Origin of the sequence: Bacillus cereus group sp. BfR-BA-01408 (assembly GCF_022663305.1) — a bacterium.
GTDB lineage: Bacteria > Bacillota > Bacilli > Bacillales > Bacillaceae_G > Bacillus_A > Bacillus_A pacificus.
The window spans coordinates 51179-69123 of record NZ_JAKUFF010000014.1 but is presented as its reverse complement, the minus strand read 5'-3'; the positions used below and the strand labels follow the sequence as shown (position 1 = coordinate 69123).

The window sequence follows — 17945 nt, the reverse complement described above, 5'->3', positions numbered from 1 at the left end:
ATGAATCTTAATTTCTTATTAACGTCACTAAAATATCACTTGCTAACATATTGTAATGAATGTATAGTATCATGTTGTACATTCATTATGACAAGAGAAAGGATCTTATTAAGGGTATGAAACTTGGTGCTCGCATTTTAAAAACGGGTATTGCCATCACATTAGCTTTATTTGCTTGTATTTTACTTAACTTACCGAGTCCAGTATTTGCGGGAATCTCAGCTATCTTCGCTGTTCAACCGTCTGTATACCGTTCGTATTTAACTGCACTTGAACAAATTCAAGCAAACGTCATTGGTGCGGTATTCGCTATCGCATTCGCTACTGCTTTTGGACATAATCCTTTTATTATTGGATTAACATGTATATTAGTAATTGCTCTTACATTGCAATTACGATTAGAAAACACAATATCAATTGCTTTAGTAACAGTTATCGCTATTATGGAGTATCAAGGTGAAGATTTCTTTAGTTTTGCCTTACTTCGATTTGCGACGATTATGGTTGGAATTATCGCGGCTTCACTTGTAAATTTAGTGTTTATGCCGCCAAAATACGAAACAAAGTTATATCATCGCATCGTTGATAATACAGAAGAAATTGTAAAATGGATTCGAATGAATAGCAGGCAAGCTTCTGATTTTACAACATTAAAAACTGATATTGATCGTATGAAAGAAAAAATGATCAAACTAAACCATTACTATTTGCTGTATAAAGAAGAAAGAAGCTATACGAAAAAAGTAAAGTTCGCAAAAATTCGTAAGCTTGTTTTATTCAGACAAATGTTAGCGACGACAAGTCGTGCTTTAAGTACATTAAAATCATTACATCGTACTGAAAACGAACTGCGCTATATGCCAGAAGAATTCCAGGAATCTATTCAGAATGAACTTGATTCATTAACACATTATCATGAACAAGTTTTATTAAAATTTATTGGTAAAGCAAAAAAACAACAATCTGTTGAAATGCTTGATGAAGTTGAAACAGGTAAACAGGAATTAATTGATATTTTTATGGAATATCAAAACAAGGATGATGAGGAAGCATATAAAACATGGCTACATCTCTTCCCTCTTATTTCTGCTATTATTAACTATAGTGAAGAAGTAGAGCATTTAGATTTACTTGTGGATAGCTTCTACACATACCATAAACCAGAAGCAGAACTCAAAATCGACGATAAAAAAGAAGACGAATAAAAAACAGCTCCTTTTACGCTAAAGGAGCTGTTTCTGTTATATGTTGAAGTTGATATAAATTGTAATAAAAACCTCTTTTTTTCATTAATTCTTCATGAGAACCTGTTTCTTTAATTTCACCATCTTCAATGTAAATAATCGTATCCACATGCGTAATCGTCGCCAATCGATGCGCAATTATGATCGTCGTTCGATCAGCAGCTAACGTTTGAAGCGCCTCTTGAATATATCGTTCATTTTCTAAATCCAAAGCGGAAGTCGCCTCATCTAATATAAGTAACGATGGATTCTTTAAAAACACGCGTGCAATCGCTACACGTTGCCTTTGCCCACCAGATAACTTCACACCGCGTTCCCCGACGACAGTATCATAACCATCAGGTAACTCAATAATAAAATCATGAATTTGCGCAGCTTTGGCAGCTGCAATTACTTCTTCCTCTGTAGCTTTCGGATTCCCATATAAAATATTTGCCCCGATTGTATCGCTAAATAACAAATTATCTTGCAGTACAATTCCAATATGACTACGTAAATTTCTCATATCATACTTTCTAACATCTATCCCATCTACATAAACTGCGCCTGAAGAGACATCATAGAAACGCGGGATTAAACTAGCAAGAGATGACTTCCCTCCCCCACTCGCTCCTACAAGTGCTACCTTCTCTCCTGGCAACATAGTTAACGAAAGGTTATGTAATACCTCTTTTTCATCCGAATTGTAACGAAAAGATACATTATCAAATATCACTTCACCATTTAATTTTTTCGTTTGTACCGCACTTGGGACATTCACAATATCATATTTTTCATCCAACAGTTCAAACACTCGATCCATCGATGCGAAAGACTGTGTTAATGTCGTAGAGGAATTAACAAGGCGGCGAAGTGGACTATACAAACTATCCATATATCCAACAAAGGCAACCATAGTTCCTAATGTTAACTGCCCCTGAATCACTTCATACGCTGCAAAACCGATCACGAGTAGCGGCCCTAAGTCTGTTAACGTATTTACTGCCGAAAATGTTCTCGCCGTCCAACTCGTATGCGTTAACGCTTTCGTCAAAAATTCATTATTTCTTTTTTCAAATTGCTTCCCTTCATACTCTTCTAATGCAAAGCTACGTGTCACTTGCATCCCTTGAATACGTTCATGTAAATACCCTTGCATCGTTGCTAACGCTTGTGAACGCTCTTTCGTCAATTTTCGAAGACGCCCGAAAAAATATTTCACTGCCACTACATAAATAGGTAAAATTAATAGCGCAACAAATGTCAATTTTATATTCATAGAAAACATAACAATAATAGCAATAGCAATTGTTGCCGTATCTAACCAAACATTCATCAAACCAGTAATTACAAAATCCTTCGTTTGTTCTACATCATGAATGACACGTGAAATAATCTCCCCTGTTTTTGTATTCGAATAATAACGTAAACTCAACTTTTGTAAATGGCCAAAAATATGTTTTCGCAAATCATATAGTATTGTATTTGCGATACGCTGCGCAAAATATTGACGATAATATTCAATCGGCGGTCTTAACACTGCAAAAATAAAAAAAGCAATCCCAATCGCTGTTACTAGTTGGGACGTCTTATCTTGAAATGACCCTCCGCCCTGAATAACATCATCAATAATATACTTTAATAACCACGGCATAATGAGCGGGATGCCGAATTTAACTAGACCAATCATAATCGTAATAGCAATAAGCCATCGATATGGTTTAACAAATTGCAAATATCTTTTTATACCTTGCACATAATCCCCCCTCTAATAGGACAAACCTGCGGGGAAATCCCCTGCAGGTTTGTTTTAATTTCTGTACATTAAATATCTCTCATACCACATATCTACAAAGTCTGGTGCGAATGGCCCTTTTCTTTGATGAATCCATTGTGTTAGTTGTGCTACATTTCGTTTTAAAATCGTATCAATTACAGGTGGATATTGCATAATTTGACTATGTTTTTCATATTCATCTTCATCTAAAAGTGTATATGTCATATCTGGATACACTTTAATATCTAAATCATAATCAATATACTTTAACGCTTCAGAATCATATGCAAAAGGTGAGCTTAAATTACAATAATAATATACGCCCTCTTCCCTTAACATTCCAATCACATTAAACCAGTAGTTTGCATGAAAATAACAAATTGCTGGTTCACGAGTAATCCATGTTCGGCCATCTGATTCTGTCACTACTGTACGATCATTTGCTCCGATCACAAGACTTTGTGTCCCTTTTAAAATCGTTGTCTCTTCCCACATTCTATGAATGGAGCCATTATGTTTATAACTATGTATTTGTACTTTTTCTCCTTCTTTGGGAAATCCCATATATGCTCCCTTCCTTCAACTGCAAATGCCCTTTGAACTGCATTCACTTTTTTTCTATTATAACTTTTTTGTCGAAATTTTAAAACTAAAGCAATAAGACTCTATGTTTCACACTGAATACCATATCCATAGTCTTTCTTAGGGAGCGGGGCCAAACGAGGAACGGAGAATAAAGTGAAACTTTAATCAGTGGGGGTCTTACTGCCCATTAAAGTGGGATAAAAAAAGTCCTTCCTCATTTCCATGTACAGAAGGACCTTTCACCTAAAGGCAACAATATATCTTATCCTAAATTTGAAATCATTTTTTCAGTTTCAAAAGATTGAATCACACTATTTGTTTGCTCTTCAAATTTCTCATGTAATAACTTAAGTGCTAATTCTGTTCTATATATTTCTTGGCGAATAAAATGTAATTCCTTTTTATCGCACGTATCCTTTTCGCTCATTTCAATTTGCTGATACTTCTCTAGGTGAGCTTGTAACTTCAACAACTCATCCATCGTTTCCAATTGCTCTCCTACCAACTTATCAAAATCGTTCATTACTTACCCCCTTTTGGATTTATTTATCAGTTATTATTTCCTCATTACATATTTCTAATCTTTAACTTCCTTCTCCTTTGACTACATTTGTTGACTTATTAGAAGTTATGTCGTTCGTTTTATTTTCATTACCATGACCAAAGCACAAAGAAAACACTTCTCCCGAATTAGAGAAGTGTTTTTCTTTCATTACTGATTTGAACTAGAAGATTGTGATTGTTTTGCAGCTGATTGTGCATTTTGTTTTTTCACAGCATGCACGTCTGTTTCAGTTGCAAATTCAGTACCATAACTAGCGTTTGCACTTTGTGCACCAGAAGCTTGTGCTTTCTTTGCTTCTGATTGTGCGTTTGCTTGTTTTACTGCTTGCACATCTGTTTCAGTTGAAAACTCTGTACCATAACTAGCATTTGTACTTTGAATGCTAGCACCAGAAGTTGCCTTGTTATAACCTTGTTGTTTTTTACTCATCTTTCTCACCTCCACAACCAATAATGTAACCAATTCACTTAGAAGCTATCCGTGATTTTCTTTTTTTAATCTCCGTATATATCTCTTGTCACTCATTCAAACTATAGAAAATGGAGGTGGAAATATGTATATAGGACGCGATATGACTGAACTAACGATGATTTCAAAAAATGAGTGGAAAGAAGATGAATTAGCTTATTTTCATCATTCATTACAACAGATTCTGCCGTATTTAAATACAGAAGGTCAAAGTATCTACAAAGAAATTGTAATAGAAATTGAATCAAGAGGTGGCTTACAAGAGGGTGATGCTAGTTGGACTCATGGGACAAAAATTTCTTACGATTAAAAAAAGTGTTCCCAATCTAGGGAACACTTTTTTGTTTATCCCGCTTTAATGGACAGTAAGACCCCCACCTCAAAATGCAGCGAAAGCAAAGAAGTTAGGTGGGGGGGCGGGCTGCCCATTAAAGTCCGATTGGTGACGGCTAATAATCAGTGGGGGATGAAGAAAACCCCCACTGATTAAAGTTTCACTTTATTGCATTGTAATTTTCTCAACACAACTCTCATAAATCGTACGATGCGATTTAGAGAAAGGTAATTGCTCAAATGCTTCTTTCGATACAATTTTCAATGTATCTGTTTCAACAATGTCACCAGTTACTTTTCCGTAAAATACGAATATATCCCAAGTGCGATGTGTAAAAGTATGTTGTACATTCATTGCGTATTCTTCAATAGAAATCGAAAGCTCAAATTTTTCTTTCATATAATCTATAAGCTGTTCCTTCTGATTACGAATCCCTTCGCCAAGTTCAATATTCGGAAACTCCCACATATTGGCTAATAAACCGGTACTTGGACGTTTATTAATGACGTAACGACCATCTTCTGTTTGAAGTACTCCTGCAACAATCGGTACCATCGTAGGGGCTTTCGCTTTACTTTTTACTGGTAATTCCTTTTGAACACCTTCAGCATATCCCCTGCAATGCTCACGTACAGGACAAAGTAAGCATGCTGGATTTTTAGGAATACAAATCAGTGCTCCTAATTCCATCAAACCTTGATTAAAATAAGATGGATTTTCAGCCGAAATAATTTCACGCACAATCTCTTCAAACACTTTTCTCGTTTTCGGTTTTGCAATGTCATCCCATACTGATAAAATGCGAGATAATACACGCATAACATTTCCGTCAACTGCCGGCTCTGGTATACCATATGCGATACTTAAAATAGCACCTTTTGTATAAGGACCGACTCCCTTTAATTTCTCAATCTTCTTTACATCACTTGGCACAATCCCGCCATATACTTCTTTTACTTCTTTTACGGCTGCATGTAAATTTCGCGCTCTAGAATAATACCCTAAACCTTCCCATGCTTTTAACACTTCTTCATCATCAGCATTTGCCAAAGCTTCTAGAGTAGGAAACTTCCCCATGAAATTTGCGTAATATGGTTTTACAGCTTCTACCCTAGTTTGCTGCAACATAATTTCCGAAACCCAAACACGGTATGGATCTTTATTTTTACGCCACGGTAAGTCGCGTTGCTCTTTTTCAAACCAACCAATTAAATCATTTTGAAACTGCTCTATGTTAAAATTATTTAATATTTCAAGTGTCAAACTTGGTCCCCCTCATTTTTTTGCATATAAGTACTATTATAAAGATTTTAGGAAAAAATTTAAGTAAGATGACATAGGAAATAGAAGGCAAAGGACTTGAGGTATCGAATAAAAAGAGTTACATTAATAAAAAACGGAGGTGGATTTCTATGGACACAGCCACTCACCTTGTTATGGGCGTTACTCTAGGCAGTTTGGCCACGTTAGATCCAGCCATAGCACAAAGTGATATTGGGCCACAAGCAGTTATGCTTGCTACAATTGCCGGCTCCAATATTCCTGACATCGATACAGTTTTAAAATTGCGTAATAACGCTAAATATATAAGAAATCATCGTGGGATTACTCATTCCATTCCTGCAGTGATTCTTTGGTCTTTCCTTATAAGTGGCATCTCTTTCGCCTTCTTTTCAGACGCTCCATATTTGCATCTACTACTTTGGTCCTTTATTGCCGTCTTTCTTCATGTCTTTGTAGATATTTTTAATGCCTACGGTACACAAGCATTACGGCCCTTCACAAAAAAATGGGTAGCGCTCGGCATCATTAATACATTTGATACCGTCATTTTCTTTATCCATATACTCGCAATTGCTTGTATGCTCGTAGGTTCCCATAAAGGATATACTGCCTTAGCTGCGTATATATTAATGATCGTTTACTACATCGGACGGATTATGATGCATAGAAATATAAGAAGCGTTGTACAAAAACGTTTCAAAAATGTTGAGAAAATAATCATTTCTCCTTCTTATCGATTTTATCATTATCATTTAGCAGTCGTTACAACCGATTATTACTACGTTGCTAGATGGCATCGCGGTAACATCATGATTTATGATAAGTTCGATCGGGTACCGTTCCCAGATAATGCTATTATGCACGCAGCTAAACAAGATGAAAACATCTCAGCATTTTTATCTTTCTCCCCTGTATATCGCTGGGACATTTTCGATTATGATCATTATTATGAAGTTCGATTCATTGATTTGCGATATCGCAGTAAAGACTATTATCCATTCGTTGCGATCGTTCAACTCGATCATAATTTAAATATTATTAGTTCCTATACAGGATGGATTTTTAGTGAAGAAAAACTTCGAAAAAAACTTGAGTTACTTCCACATTAAAAAAAGCGACTTCAGTCGCTTTTTTTAATGTTTCAAATGATCTTCTTGATTGATTAGATGGCTATATTTCGGATTATTTGTACGCATTTCATGAAGGCGTCCTCCATGATTATTAATCCATGATCGCACAACTTGTTCAGTCATTTCTTCTCCTTGATAACGACCTGATTTCGCATAAGTCGTTTGAAAATCTTCCCATAGTAATTCAACCCACGCACGAGCTTGCGCGTAAGAAAGCTTGTCATTTTTGTCTAATAGTTCTTTCGTTAATGCTTCATAAATATCATTCATGTTCTAGTCTCCTTTACCTAATTATCCCTTCATTTCTAAAGGATAGTTTCTTCTATTTTGCACATTCTATAATTGATACTTCTTCAAGAGGTATCAACTGATGATGAGGAGGGCGTTCGCAATGGGTAAACAAGCCGAATTTTGGTCTGAGTCAAAAAACAACAGCAAAATCGACGGTCAACCGAAAGCGAAATCACGCTTCGCTTCGAAACGACCTAACGGCACAATTAACACGCACCCACAAGAACGTATGCGTGCTGCAAATCAGCAGGAAGAGTAGTAACAAAGTAACTTAACTTCCTACACGAGGTGATAAAGATGAGCTACCGTGATCGCTTAGATAGTCGTTCTGAATTATTTAACCATACGTGGACTCGTCCGAAACATGCAAAAGCGCAAGTTAACGGACAGACGCAACAAACCCAGTCTCTCATTATATTGGCGAATGAATGTAAAAAACGCCAATTTTAGAATCTCCTATCTCCTGTAACGCCTACCAAAGATGAAAACCAGAGAGATATTCGCTCTCTGGTTTTTATTTTTCTTGCAATAAAGAAATCGGTATTCCAATCTCTTCATTATCATTTTGCTTATGTCCCCAAGCAAATACCCCATTGAAATACGTAATTTCAAATAATATACCAGGTTCTTCTACTAATTCATATGTCTCACCGATATGGAATTTGTTTATGTCAGTCATATAAGCGCGAGCCATTGCTATCTTTCGCATTAATACATCGAACTCATTTACAATTCCAAGTTGCTCAGCTTTTATCGCTTGCTCTTTCAAAACCCCAATTTCTTCCCTTAGCTCATATGGTGTCATTTCACTGTAGCGTTTTGGCATATTCATTTTGTTCCCTCATCCCTCTTCGCGTTTCATTTGTAAAAATATCTCTATCTCATCAATAGAGAATCCTTTACGATATAACGCTTGTTTCATCTTATTTTCAAATGTCCATCCATCATACTTCTTATATTTCTCATAATATTTATTCCCATGATAGTGTAACGCTTCTTGTTGCTTTTCGTCATCTTTTTCGTCTTTCAATTCTTCCAAACAAATTTGAATCACATCTCTAGAATATCCTTTACGAACAAGCATTTCGTCTAACTTTAGCTTCATTTGTAAAAAGGAATGCTTTTGATAAGATTTCTTTTTCTTTTCTATAAGAATTAAAGCATTCTCAATTTGCTTTTCCTTCGGATATTCTTGTAAACTATGCGTAATAATTAGATCCTGAACACCTTTATTTAACAACTCTCTTTTAATAACCGTTGGACCTTTTCGATTCACATTACTTTGTGTTCTCGTATATAAAATAGCATACTCTTTATCATTAATATATCGGTCATGTAATAATTTCGAAACGACTTCAGAGATGATGGCTTGTCCCACTTCTTTTTTTCGTAAAAAATCTTCTATTTCTAGTTTCGTTCTCATTTGATAGGATAAATAGGAAATTGCTTGTAAATATGCTTTTTGTACCTCTTCATTGTACAAAATATTTCCTAACGCTATTTCATCAATTTCTAAGCCCTTTTGTAATCCGTGTTTTATTAAGATTACTTCATTCACACTAAATCCGTATTCTTCACCTTGACCTTTATCGATATAAATATTAAACCGTTCTTTCGATCGTTTTTGCACTTCTATTTTTGTAATGACAGCCATACTCTCACCTCTCTATTATTTTAACATAGTCAAGGAACGTTTTTGCTTTTCAAGAATATATATAATGAGGAGGAAATAATTGTGAAAATCGCAATTTCTGGTGGTACCGGCTTTATCGGTAAATACCTTTCTACTTTTTTTATTCAAAAAGGATATACTGTTTACATTCTCTCGCGAAAAAAAACTGCTGAAACTTCCGATCCTAACCTTCAGTATGTACAATGGACACCAGATTTACAAACCTTCCCCCTCTCTTCTATTGATGTAGTTATTAATCTAGCTGGAGAGTCTATTAATAGTAGATGGACAAAGAAACAAAAGAAAGTCATTTTAAACAGTAGAATTCAAACAACAAAAGGACTCATTAAACAATTGCAGGCACTCCCTACAAAACCACACACATTTATTAACGCAAGCGCAATTGGATACTACGGAACGTCTGAAACTGAGTCTTTTACAGAACAGCATGCGACTCCTGGAAATGACTTTTTAGCAAATACAGTATATTCATGGGAACAAGAAGCATCTAAAGCACGTTCTCTCGGAATACGAACAATCTACGCAAGATTCGGAGTCGTATTAGGGCCAGACGGAGGAGCTCTTCCAAAGATGCTACTTCCCTATCAATTTTATATCGGAGGTACAGTCGGGTCTGGAAACCAATGGTTATCATGGATTCATATAAATGATGTCGCTTGCATGATTGATTTCATCATACACAAAGAAGAAATTGATGGACCTCTTAACATTACAGCTCCCGAGCCTATAAGAATGAAGGAATTTGGAGAAATCATTGCAACTATAATAAAAAAACCTCATTGGTTACCTGTCCCTTCATTCATGCTTCATGCTTTATTAGGCGAGATGAGCATACTTGTACTAGAAGGGCAACATGTATTACCTAGTAAAGCAATTGAGCATGGGTATCAATACACATTTCCGTCAATAGACCATGCATTACAAAATATACTTTCGCATACAATGTAGTACTTCTAAAACACAGTTTTACAGAGGGCCCGTTCAAAACTTTCATTTTCTAGCATCCGGAGCATTATTACACAAATAATCTTTCAGTTACTTTCCCTCACATTACATTAACATTATAAAGTAACAGAAATGAGGTACCTATGAAAATATTGCTCAAACAAGCCATTGTCTATCCTATTACATCCCAAAAATTTCAAGGGGATGTACTCGTTACAGGAGAAAAAATTGCTGAGGTCAAGCCTTCCATTCAACCTACTCAAGATATGACAGTTATAGACGCACGTGCTCTTCATCTCTTACCTGGATTTATTGATGTCCATACCCATCTTGGTCTCTATGATGAAGGTACTGGTTGGGCTGGCAATGACGCAAATGAAACATCTGAAGTTTCAACACCACATATCCGTTCTTTGGACGGAATTCACCCTTTTGATATTGCATTTCAAGATGCGGTACAAAATGGAATCACAACTGTTCACGTTATGCCAGGAAGTCAAAACATTATCGGTGGTACGACTTGTGTAATAAAAACAGCTGGAACTTGTATTGATCATATGATTATTCAAGAGCCTGCTGGCTTAAAGATTGCCTTTGGAGAAAATCCTAAAAAGGTCCATAGTAATGGCACAAAAGAGTCCATTACGCGTATGGGAATTATGGGATTACTTCGGGAATCATTCTATGAAGCACAGCACTACGGGCATGAAGCTGATTTTCGAATGCTTCCTATCTTAAAAGCATTACGCCGTGAAATACCCGTACGTATCCACGCTCACCGAGCAGATGATATTAGTTCTGCTCTACGCTTTGCAACAGAGTTCAATCTTGATTTACGTATTGAACATTGTACAGAAGGACACTTTATTGTTGAAGAGCTTTCAAAACACAATTTGAAGGTTTCAGTTGGCCCCACGCTTACACGCCGTTCTAAAATCGAACTAAAAAATAAAACATGGGATACTTACCATATATTATCAAAAAATGGAGTGGAAGTTTCCATCACAACAGATCACCCCTATACACCCATTCAATATTTAAATGTTTGTGCTGCTGTCGCAGTAAGGGAAGGATTAGACGAAAAAACTGCACTAGAAGGAATCACTATATTTCCAGCGCGAAATTTACGTTTAGAGGATAGAATTGGAAGCATTGAGACTGGAAAAGACGCCGATCTTGTGCTCTGGACCCATCATCCTTTCCATTATTTAGCCAAGCCTGTACTAACTATGATTGATGGAAAAATAATTTACAAAAAAAATAAAAAAAACTAGTTTATTTTTTTGACTAGATAAAGTATTATACGATTATAAACTGAATGAAACCATAATCAATTTGTGTCGTGATTATCATTTTCAAATTGATGAATGGGGAAGGCAAATGGTGCGCCACCAGCGTTAGAAACTGGTTCTAGTGGGTTCGATTCCCACCCCGAAATTTTTTAAAGATTGATATAAAAATTTCGAGGGTGGGGTGTTTTTTCGTCATGCTACCCTCGTGTGAGGAGGAGTTAGTATGTTGAAAAAACGCGACTTACACGACAGCCACGTTCTATACGAGTTAATGGTGGATCCAGCTGTCTTCCCTTTTGTGCGTCAAAAGGCTTATTCTTATGAAGAATATTTATTTTTAACGAAACAAACGATTGAAGCTGAAGAGCGTGGGGAGTTAATTTCACGCACAATTTTAGACGAATGGGGTAACCCTATCGGAACAATTACTTTATTTGATGTGCAAGAAAAAGCCGGCTTCCTTGGAACATGGCTTGGCAAACCTTATCACGGAAAAGGCTACAATAAATTGGCAAAAGATTCATTTTTTAGCGAACTTTTCTACGAGTTAGATATTGAAACGATCTTTATGCGTATTCGCAAAATAAATATTCGTTCTATTAAAGCTGCAGAAAAATTACAATATGTAAATCTAGCAAACGAAACAAGAAAATCCGTTTATGATGAAATTAACGCGAATGAAGAAGTATATAACTTATATGAAATTCCAAAAGATCAATATACACTTGCTACAATGCGAGATACAACGTTCCAAGATTCTCATCACTTAAAAGAAGCGTAATCTAAATTTTCAGAAATAATAATTAACCATTAACATTTTGATATATACGTATATCACCCCATGTCTCTGGAAACGATATATAGTAACTTTAGGACACGAGGTGATTTGTAATGGATAAAAGGAAACGTGACAAAGCAAAAAACGCATTATCTAGTACACAAGAAGTTCTCTACCAACGAGAATTTCGTAAAGCAGATCGCGCAGCGGGTTATCGCTCAAAAAGTATTTAAAGTGAGAATGAATAATTAGAAGTTCTCCCCCTAATTATTCATTCTCATTACATATTTTTTCTACGTGATAGAGTAGAAAAAAGGTTCCTTATAAATAAGGAACCTTTTTTCTGTGGATAACGTTATCCACAGAATTGATAGAATTGTGAATAAATTACAAAAACCCTTCACAAGTTTGTATGTTGTAACGCACATCAAATGTTAGAATTGTGGATATTTTTCTAAAAATTGTGGATAATGTGGATATAGTTGTTAATATTCCGACTTTACTGTTTAATGAAAGCGCACTCTTCATGTGGATAAGTCTTTATCTTGGAAAACAATAAAAAACCCTCTTTAAACATACAAAAGAGGGTTTCATATTAAGTAAATGATTGTGCAAGAGCAGGTGATTTAATAGGTATATGATTCGGTTCTACATGATTTTCTGCCAAAATTGTATCCACAATATGATCAGCTGGCTCTGGGCGATAAATGCTTTTCATCGCTTCTTTCATTTGAAGAAGCTTCATATCATCTTGTAATAACGCCTCTGTTTTTGCAAAAACCTCACTATCATCACGAATGACAACTGCAGCCCCTTTTCTTTCAAAGTACATCGCATTTTCATTTTCTTGTCCTGGAACAGGCTTATATAAAATGACAGGTACTTGCAATGCTGCCGCTTCACTTAACGTAATACCGCCTGGCTTTGTAATCATACAAGAAGTAACACGGAATAGTTCATCAATATTTTCTACATAACCAAATACTTTTAATGCATCAGGATTTTTTTCCTGTAACCCTAATAAATCCTGTTTTAACGCTTCATTTTTCCCACAAACGACAACTACTTGTAAATCAGGTACTGACATAAATGATTGGCATAGTTCTTTTACACTTCCTAATACCCCATGAGCACCTGCTACAATTAGTAAAATCTTTTTATTCTTACATAACTGATATTTATTATATATAATGTCTGGATTAATCTTTAACTCAAAACTACTACGAATCGGAATTCCAGTTTCAACAATTTGCTCCGCAGGTACACCAATATCAACCATAACTTTTTTTACGTGATCAGTTGCTACAAAATAACGATCTACTTCCCGATGAATCCATATTTTGTGCACACAAAAATCCGTTAATACGTTATACACAGGAATTGAAATACCTGTTTGCTTTTTTAATTCTGGTACAGCTATAATCGGAAAGGTATTAATAACAATATCCGGTTTCTCCGCTTGTAAAAGTAATTTCAAACGTTTTCTTCCAAAATTCGCATACCAAGATGCTATTTTTTTATCATAAATTTTTTCCACGCCATAATAAAACAAGCGGTACAATTCTTTTCCTATTGTATAACTTTTTAAATATAAATATTTTGTAATATCGGTTATAACCGGATGTGATTCTCCGAACAAATCGCATACAATTACATCTTTAATTCCTTTTTGGCGAAATGTTTGTTCTAATGTTTTCGCTACTTGCACATGACCGTTTCCGTAATGTGCAGTTAATATTAAAACCTTGGGGTTTTTTATCAAACAAATCCACTCCTAGCTTATTGTTTCTCCATATTGCATATACGACAATAGGAAAAACATTTTCCTTAAAAATTACATAAACAGACTCTAATATTTCTCTTTCAGCTATGTACCTGTCGTGGATATGCAAAGCATATAAGATTGACCCCTTAATCCTATCTGTGCTCATATCTTTACATTATACTTTCCTATAAGAGCTTTCGCAATAACTTACAAATGTTCTCTATTCCATGATACTCACTCTTTTACTTCTTAATTCTTTTTACTATTTTGATTTCCCTTTACAATTATGTAAATTTCTCCACTTATTCCTTACAAAAATATGGATATTCTATTTTCAGTATACTCTTTTCTCCATATATACTCTAGGTTTTATTGTAAAGAAAGCAAAAAGCCTAACCCAATATTTGGATTAGACTGCTTGTAAAATATGTCTTGCTTCTTCTACATTTTTTTCAGTAGGCGGTTCTACATTTGCGAGTGGATACTTATGCCCAAGTGCCTCCCATTTATATACACCAAGCTTATGGTATGGTAGTACTTCAACTTTCTGAACATTAGACAGACTTTGAATAAAACTAGATAGTTTTTGTAGATCCTCCTCATTATCAGTAATACCAGGAACTAATACGTGTCGTACCCAAATCGGTTTATTTTTATCCGATAAATAACGAGCAAATTGTAAAATATGTTCATTTGGTTTTCCTGTTAATTTACGATGTTTCTTTGAATCAATATGTTTCAAATCCAATAAAACTAAATCTGTGTACTCCATTAAAATATCTAGCTTATTTTGGAATTCTGGTTCTTCAGAATAACAACCACCCGAAGAGTCAATTGTTGTATGAATTCCAATTTCCTTACATTTCTTAAATAATTCAATTAAGAAATCTAGTTGTAATAATGGTTCCCCACCACTAACTGTTATACCGCCTCCGGAAGCTTCAATAAAAGGAAGGTAACATGTCACATCCTGCATTACTTCTTCGACTGTTATTTCTTTTCCTTTACCGATCTCCCACGTATCAGCATTATGACAATATTGACAACGTAATAAACACCCTTGTGTAAATATGACATAACGAATTCCTGGGCCATCAACAGTACCACAAGACTCTACAGAATGAATTCTTCCTTTTACCATGTTACTTCCTCCTTTATTGAAACAGCCTCCCTCTGCTATTTATAAAATGCAGAGGGACACTTTTTTCATTTACATGCTTTCATGCATTGTACGGTTAATTACATCGATTTGTTGTTCACGAGTTAATTTAATAAAGTTTACAGCGTAACCAGATACGCGAATTGTTAATTGTGGATATTTCTCAGGATGTTCCATTGCATCCATTAATGTTTCACGGTTAAATACGTTAATATTTAAGTGATGGCCTTCTTTTACTGCATAACCATCAAGCATTGATACTAAGTTACGTACTTGTACTTCATCCTCTTTACCAAGTGCTTTTGGAATAATAGAGAATGTATTAGAAATGCCATCTTGTGCATCTTCATATGGTAATTTAGCTACAGATAATAATGAAGCTAACGCACCTTTTGTATCACGTCCATGCATTGGGTTCGCACCTGGTGCAAATGGTTCTCCAGTACGGCGACCATCTGGAGTGTTACCAGTTTTCTTACCGTATACAACGTTAGATGTGATTGTTAAGATTGACATTGTATGAACAGAATTTCTATATGTTTTGTGTTTACGAAGTTTATTCATAAATGTTTTCACAAGATTTACAGCAATTTCATCTACACGGTCATCATTGTTACCGTATTTAGGGAAATCTCCTTCGATTTCAAAGTCAACTGCAATTCCGTTTTCATCGCGAATTGGTTTTACTTGTGCGTATTTAATTGCACTTAAAGAGTCTGCTACTACAGATAGACCCGCGATACCTGTTGCCATTGTACGAAGAACATTTGTATCGTGAAGTGCCATTTCAATACGTTCATAGCTATATTTATCGTGCATGTAGTGAATAACATTTAATGTGTTTAAATATAGACCCGCTAACCATTCCATTGTCATATCAAACTTATGCATAACTTCTTCATAATCTAATACTTCAGAAGTAATCGGTGCGTACTCAGGACCAACTTGTGCTTTAGATTTTTCATCTTTACCACCGTTAATCGCATATAGTAATGCTTTTGCTAAGTTTGCACGTGCGCCGAAGAACTGCATTTGTTTACCAATTCTCATTGCAGATACACAACAAGCAATTCCGTAATCATCGCCGTAGTCAGCACGCATAATGTCATCATTTTCATATTGAATTGCTGATGTTTTAATAGACATTTTCGCACAGTAGTTTTTAAAGTTCTGTGGTAATTGTTTAGACCAAAGAACTGTTAAGTTTGGTTCTGGAGCTGGTCCTAAATTATCTAGTGTATGCAAGAAACGGAATGAGTTCTTTGTTACTAATGGACGGCCATCTAATGCCATACCGCCGATAGACTCAGTTACCCAAGTTGGGTCACCAGAGAATAATTCATTATAATCAGGTGTTCTTGCAAATTTCACAAGACGTAATTTCATAATGAAGTGATCCACAATTTCTTGTACGTCTTCTTCTGTTAAAGTACCATTTGCTAAATCTCTTTCAATATAAATATCTAAGAATGTGGAAGTACGTCCAAGACTCATTGCAGCTCCGTTTTGCTCTTTAATTGCTGCAAGATATGCGAAGTATAGCCATTGGAATGCTTCTTGAGCAGTTGTTGCTGGCTTAGAAATATCAAAGCCATGAGAAGCAGCCATTTGTTTTAACTCTTGAAGTGCACGTATTTGCTCAGATAACTCTTCGCGTAAACGCATTATATCTTCACTCATTACACCGCCAGTTAAATTTAAATCTACTTTCTTCGCTTCAATTAAATGATCTACTCCATATAATGCTACGCGGCGGTAGTCACCGATAATACGTCCACGTCCGTATGCATCCGGAAGACCAGTAATAACACCTGATTTACGAGCAGCTCTCATTTCTGGTGTATAAGCATCAAATACGCCTTGGTTATGAGTTTTTCTCCAATCTCTGAAAATACGACTAAGCTCTTTATCCATTTCGTATCCATAAGATTCACAAGCTTGTTCCGCCATACGAATACCACCATATGGTTGTAAAGAACGTTTAAATGGTTTATCAGTTTGGAAACCGACTACTTTTTCAGTCTCTTTATTTAAATATCCTGGTTCATGTGATGTAATAGAAGAAACAATTTTTGTATCCATATCAAGAACGCCACCGTTTTCACGTTCTTTCGTTGTTAAATCCATTACTTGATCCCAAAGTTGTTTCGTTGCTTCAGTTGCTCCCGCTAAGAAAGATTCATCTCCCTCGTAAACGTTTACATTATTTAAAATGAAATCGCGAACATCAATCTCTGCTTTCCATTTTTCACCTTTAAAGTTTTCCCATGCGTTTTTAACATTTTCTAATACTTGAGTCATCCTAATCTCCTCCATTTTTGATTAGTACAGGACTAAGATTTTTTATATAACAGCTTACACACTTAGAATACTACTTTTTTACGAAAGTGAACGAAATAGTTGTGACATGTTTGTGAAATATTGAGCAAACTACTATATACATAGTGTTAACTTCATTTGAAAGTCTTTAAAATTAACCCTTTCCTTAATTGTATTTTTTTGGTATTCTTATATACGAGTCCTATTTTGTAATATAAGAACAATACCCATTGTAGAGCTGTAATACTCTTATCTCCTAATCTGTTATAGTTTTTATAGCAGAACAAAAAAGTGTACATATGTTGTACACTTTTTTGTTACCTATAAAATGAAACTT

General features: G+C 35.4%; 20 protein-coding genes. 9 read left to right on the top strand and 11 right to left on the bottom strand.

What is annotated here, in order from left to right:
- Nucleotides 1-116: 116 nt before the first annotated feature.
- Nucleotides 117-1205 (top strand): aromatic acid exporter family protein, encoded by a 1089-nt coding sequence (locus MR083_RS09535; RefSeq protein ID WP_000765784.1) that lies wholly within the window; start codon nt 117-119, stop codon nt 1203-1205.
- 13 nt (nt 1206-1218) lie between these two features.
- Here MR083_RS09535 and MR083_RS09530 read toward each other — a convergent pair whose 3' ends face one another.
- The 4 genes from MR083_RS09530 to MR083_RS09515 form a co-directional block, all read right to left on the bottom strand.
- Nucleotides 1219-2979: an ABC transporter ATP-binding protein gene (locus tag MR083_RS09530; RefSeq protein ID WP_001161622.1), complete on the bottom strand. Its 1761-nt coding sequence runs from the start codon at nt 2977-2979 to the stop codon at nt 1219-1221.
- 54 nt (nt 2980-3033) lie between these two features.
- Nucleotides 3034-3564 (bottom strand): nucleoside tri-diphosphate phosphatase, encoded by a 531-nt coding sequence (gene ntdP / locus MR083_RS09525; RefSeq protein ID WP_000506628.1) that lies wholly within the window; start codon nt 3562-3564, stop codon nt 3034-3036.
- A gap of 283 nt (nt 3565-3847) precedes the next feature.
- Nucleotides 3848-4108 (bottom strand): YgaB family protein, encoded by a 261-nt coding sequence (locus MR083_RS09520; protein ID WP_000997582.1) that lies wholly within the window; start codon nt 4106-4108, stop codon nt 3848-3850.
- 189 nt (nt 4109-4297) lie between these two features.
- Nucleotides 4298-4579 carry a gamma-type small acid-soluble spore protein gene (locus MR083_RS09515; protein ID WP_000039045.1) on the bottom strand — a complete coding sequence of 94 codons (282 nt, stop codon included), beginning with the start codon at nt 4577-4579 and terminating at the stop codon, nt 4298-4300.
- Nucleotides 4580-4703: 124 nt separating this feature from the next.
- Here MR083_RS09515 and MR083_RS09510 point away from each other — a divergent pair, with 124 nt between their 5' ends.
- Nucleotides 4704-4928 carry a hypothetical protein gene (locus MR083_RS09510; protein ID WP_000275435.1) on the top strand — a complete coding sequence of 75 codons (225 nt, stop codon included), beginning with the start codon at nt 4704-4706 and terminating at the stop codon, nt 4926-4928.
- Nucleotides 4929-5117: 189 nt separating this feature from the next.
- Here MR083_RS09510 and mutY read toward each other — a convergent pair whose 3' ends face one another.
- Complete coding sequence (gene mutY, locus MR083_RS09505) at nt 5118-6215, bottom strand: A/G-specific adenine glycosylase (RefSeq protein WP_000171402.1); 1098 nt, start codon at nt 6213-6215, stop codon at nt 5118-5120.
- Between the two features lie 149 nt (nt 6216-6364).
- Here mutY and MR083_RS09500 point away from each other — a divergent pair, with 149 nt between their 5' ends.
- Nucleotides 6365-7345: a metal-dependent hydrolase gene (locus MR083_RS09500; RefSeq protein WP_000379130.1), complete on the top strand. Its 981-nt coding sequence runs from the start codon at nt 6365-6367 to the stop codon at nt 7343-7345.
- A gap of 24 nt (nt 7346-7369) precedes the next feature.
- Here the strand turns inward: MR083_RS09500 and MR083_RS09495 are convergent, their stop codons facing one another.
- A complete protein-coding gene (locus tag MR083_RS09495) occupies nt 7370-7636 on the bottom strand; it encodes a YfhJ family protein (protein WP_000998157.1) in 267 nt (88 codons plus the stop codon).
- A gap of 121 nt (nt 7637-7757) precedes the next feature.
- Here MR083_RS09495 and MR083_RS09490 point away from each other — a divergent pair, with 121 nt between their 5' ends.
- Both MR083_RS09490 and MR083_RS09485 read left to right on the top strand, forming a co-directional pair.
- On the top strand, nt 7758-7916 hold the full coding sequence (locus MR083_RS09490) for a small, acid-soluble spore protein K (protein ID WP_000517891.1): 159 nt from the start codon (nt 7758-7760) through the stop codon (nt 7914-7916).
- 38 nt (nt 7917-7954) lie between these two features.
- On the top strand, nt 7955-8107 hold the full coding sequence (locus MR083_RS09485) for a YpzG family protein (RefSeq protein WP_000122093.1): 153 nt from the start codon (nt 7955-7957) through the stop codon (nt 8105-8107).
- A 64-nt stretch (nt 8108-8171) separates the two neighbouring features.
- On the opposite strand, the gene MR083_RS09480 is transcribed toward MR083_RS09485, so the two are convergent.
- Together MR083_RS09480 and recX are read right to left on the bottom strand one after the other, a co-directional pair.
- Nucleotides 8172-8489 (bottom strand): YfhH family protein, encoded by a 318-nt coding sequence (locus tag MR083_RS09480; protein WP_001057035.1) that lies wholly within the window; start codon nt 8487-8489, stop codon nt 8172-8174.
- 9 nt (nt 8490-8498) lie between these two features.
- Nucleotides 8499-9311, bottom strand: coding sequence for a recombination regulator RecX (gene recX / locus MR083_RS09475; protein ID WP_000268520.1), 813 nt, complete (start codon nt 9309-9311; stop codon nt 8499-8501).
- 81 nt (nt 9312-9392) lie between these two features.
- On the opposite strand from recX, the gene MR083_RS09470 reads away from it, so the two are divergent.
- The 4 genes from MR083_RS09470 (at nt 9393) to MR083_RS09455 (ending at nt 12598) form a co-directional block, all read left to right on the top strand.
- The gene (locus MR083_RS09470; protein ID WP_000684391.1) at nt 9393-10298 is read left to right on the top strand and encodes a TIGR01777 family oxidoreductase; all 906 of its coding nucleotides are present in this window, start codon (nt 9393-9395) and stop codon (nt 10296-10298) included.
- A gap of 140 nt (nt 10299-10438) precedes the next feature.
- On the top strand, nt 10439-11569 hold the full coding sequence (locus MR083_RS09465) for an amidohydrolase (RefSeq protein ID WP_000698310.1): 1131 nt from the start codon (nt 10439-10441) through the stop codon (nt 11567-11569).
- A 241-nt stretch (nt 11570-11810) separates the two neighbouring features.
- Nucleotides 11811-12368, top strand: a complete 558-nt coding sequence (locus MR083_RS09460) for a GNAT family N-acetyltransferase (protein WP_000914741.1) — start codon at nt 11811-11813, stop codon at nt 12366-12368.
- Nucleotides 12369-12478: 110 nt separating this feature from the next.
- Nucleotides 12479-12598, top strand: a complete 120-nt coding sequence (locus tag MR083_RS09455; RefSeq protein ID WP_033694437.1) for a YfhE family protein — start codon at nt 12479-12481, stop codon at nt 12596-12598.
- A 362-nt stretch (nt 12599-12960) separates the two neighbouring features.
- On the opposite strand, the gene MR083_RS09450 is transcribed toward MR083_RS09455, so the two are convergent.
- From MR083_RS09450 to pflB, 3 genes are all read right to left on the bottom strand, one after another.
- Nucleotides 12961-14127 carry a diglucosyl diacylglycerol synthase gene (locus MR083_RS09450; protein WP_000594706.1) on the bottom strand — a complete coding sequence of 389 codons (1167 nt, stop codon included), beginning with the start codon at nt 14125-14127 and terminating at the stop codon, nt 12961-12963.
- A gap of 412 nt (nt 14128-14539) precedes the next feature.
- Complete coding sequence (gene pflA / locus MR083_RS09445) at nt 14540-15271, bottom strand: pyruvate formate-lyase-activating protein (RefSeq protein ID WP_000238472.1); 732 nt, start codon at nt 15269-15271, stop codon at nt 14540-14542.
- A gap of 69 nt (nt 15272-15340) precedes the next feature.
- Entirely contained in the window at nt 15341-17590 is a 2250-nt protein-coding gene (gene pflB, locus MR083_RS09440) for a formate C-acetyltransferase (RefSeq protein ID WP_242269064.1), read from the bottom strand.
- Between the last annotated feature and the right edge of the window lie 355 nt (nt 17591-17945).

What these genes read in the sequence shown, in the direction of transcription:
- MR083_RS09535 (WP_000765784.1), top strand. Translation starts at nt 117, where the DNA reads ATGAAACTTGGTGCTCGCATTTTAAAAACGGGTATTGCCATCACATTA.
- ntdP (WP_000506628.1), bottom strand. Translation starts at nt 3,564, where the DNA reads ATGGGATTTCCCAAAGAAGGAGAAAAAGTACAAATACATAGTTATAAA.
- MR083_RS09520 (WP_000997582.1), bottom strand. Translation starts at nt 4,108, where the DNA reads ATGAACGATTTTGATAAGTTGGTAGGAGAGCAATTGGAAACGATGGAT.
- MR083_RS09515 (WP_000039045.1), bottom strand. Translation starts at nt 4,579, where the DNA reads ATGAGTAAAAAACAACAAGGTTATAACAAGGCAACTTCTGGTGCTAGC.
- MR083_RS09510 (WP_000275435.1), top strand. Translation starts at nt 4,704, where the DNA reads ATGTATATAGGACGCGATATGACTGAACTAACGATGATTTCAAAAAAT.
- MR083_RS09500 (WP_000379130.1), top strand. Translation starts at nt 6,365, where the DNA reads ATGGACACAGCCACTCACCTTGTTATGGGCGTTACTCTAGGCAGTTTG.
- MR083_RS09495 (WP_000998157.1), bottom strand. Translation starts at nt 7,636, where the DNA reads ATGAATGATATTTATGAAGCATTAACGAAAGAACTATTAGACAAAAAT.
- MR083_RS09490 (WP_000517891.1), top strand. Translation starts at nt 7,758, where the DNA reads ATGGGTAAACAAGCCGAATTTTGGTCTGAGTCAAAAAACAACAGCAAA.
- MR083_RS09485 (WP_000122093.1), top strand. Translation starts at nt 7,955, where the DNA reads ATGAGCTACCGTGATCGCTTAGATAGTCGTTCTGAATTATTTAACCAT.
- MR083_RS09480 (WP_001057035.1), bottom strand. Translation starts at nt 8,489, where the DNA reads ATGAATATGCCAAAACGCTACAGTGAAATGACACCATATGAGCTAAGG.
- recX (WP_000268520.1), bottom strand. Translation starts at nt 9,311, where the DNA reads ATGGCTGTCATTACAAAAATAGAAGTGCAAAAACGATCGAAAGAACGG.
- MR083_RS09465 (WP_000698310.1), top strand. Translation starts at nt 10,439, where the DNA reads ATGAAAATATTGCTCAAACAAGCCATTGTCTATCCTATTACATCCCAA.
- MR083_RS09460 (WP_000914741.1), top strand. Translation starts at nt 11,811, where the DNA reads ATGTTGAAAAAACGCGACTTACACGACAGCCACGTTCTATACGAGTTA.
- MR083_RS09455 (WP_033694437.1), top strand. Translation starts at nt 12,479, where the DNA reads ATGGATAAAAGGAAACGTGACAAAGCAAAAAACGCATTATCTAGTACA.
- pflA (WP_000238472.1), bottom strand. Translation starts at nt 15,271, where the DNA reads ATGGTAAAAGGAAGAATTCATTCTGTAGAGTCTTGTGGTACTGTTGAT.
- pflB (WP_242269064.1), bottom strand. Translation starts at nt 17,590, where the DNA reads ATGACTCAAGTATTAGAAAATGTTAAAAACGCATGGGAAAACTTTAAA.